At 55.1% G+C, this 1,218-nt stretch carries 1 protein-coding gene; it reads right to left on the bottom strand.

The features are described 5' to 3' along the window. Positions 1–34 precede the first annotated feature (34 nt). Positions 35–1,161, bottom strand: a protein-coding gene (locus ACR0FB_RS20670) for an IS3 family transposase (protein ID WP_480621779.1) whose coding sequence is annotated in 2 segments (ribosomal slippage) — positions 35–897 and positions 897–1,161 — 1,128 coding nt in all. Because the reading frame shifts where the segments join, the coding sequence is not laid out codon by codon here. Positions 1,162–1,218: the final 57 nt, after the last annotated feature.

Genomic DNA, 1,218 nt, shown 5'->3' on the forward strand with positions numbered 1-1,218 from the left:
TGAGCAGCCTCATCTGACTGGTCCAAGTTGATTGTTAGTGCACCGTCGGCCTGTAATCCATTGGGATGATGGTTTCAGGTGCTGGCGGGCGATAGCCCAGTGCACTGTGGGGCCGCTTTGTGTTGTAGTGTCTCCTCCATTGTTCGATCAGGATTTGTGCTTCGCGTAGGCTGTAGAAGACTTCACCGTTGAGTAGCTCATCCCTGAACCTTCCATTGAAACTTTCACAGTATCCGTTCTCCCACGGGCTCCCAGGTTCAATGTAAGCCGTCTGGGCGCCAACTGCGGCAATCCAGTCTCGGACGGCCTGGGCGATAAATTCTGGCCCATTGTCTGATCGTATGAAGCGGGGTGCACCCCGCAGTATGAACAGATCCGTCAGGGCATCGATCACATCGACCGAGTTCAGCTTGCGCTTCACTCTGATCGCCAGGCACTCTCGACTGTGCTCATCAAGGATGTTCAGCGTCCGAAAAGCTTTGCCATCATCGGTTCGACAATGAACGAAGTCATAGCTCCATACATGATTGCGATACTCCGGCCTCAGCCGAACACACGAGCCATCGTTCAGCCAGAGCCGTCCTTTCTTTGGTTGTTTCACGGGCACTTTCAGCCCCTCTCGTCGCCAAAGCCGTTCAATCCGCCCATCGCTGACAGACCATTCAGCCTCTCTCAGCAGTACAGCGATCCTGCGATAGCCATATCGGCCGTATTGACGGGTCAGCTCGATCATGTCGGCCACCAATCGGTCTTCGTCTGCGCGACCTTGTGGGACACGCCGTTGCGTAGACCGGTGTTGTCCAAGCACGCGGCAGGCGCGTCTCTCGGAAACGTTCAGCTGGTTGCGTACATGGCTGATGCAGGCGCGACGACGAGCGGGGCTCAGTAGTTTCCCTTGGCCGCCTCCGTCAGGATCAGTTTGTCCAACGTCAGATCAGAAACCGCGCGCCTCAGCCGCTCGTTCTCTTTCTGAAGCCGCTTCAGTTCTTTCAACTGGTCTACACCCATTCCGCCGTACTTCTTTCGCCAGCGGTAATAGGTTTGTTCAACAACGCCAATCTGTCTGATCGCATCAAGACGGGACATCCCTTGCCCCATCAGAACTTCAACCTGCCGTAACTTAGAGACAATCTCTTCGGGCTTCGGTCTCTTGTTTGCCATTCTTGGTCCTCCGTTTCCTAAACATAACGGTGGACCAGTTCAGTTGGGGAGGCTCAG

The sequence above is a fragment of the Ruegeria sp. P10 genome, from assembly GCF_056534925.1.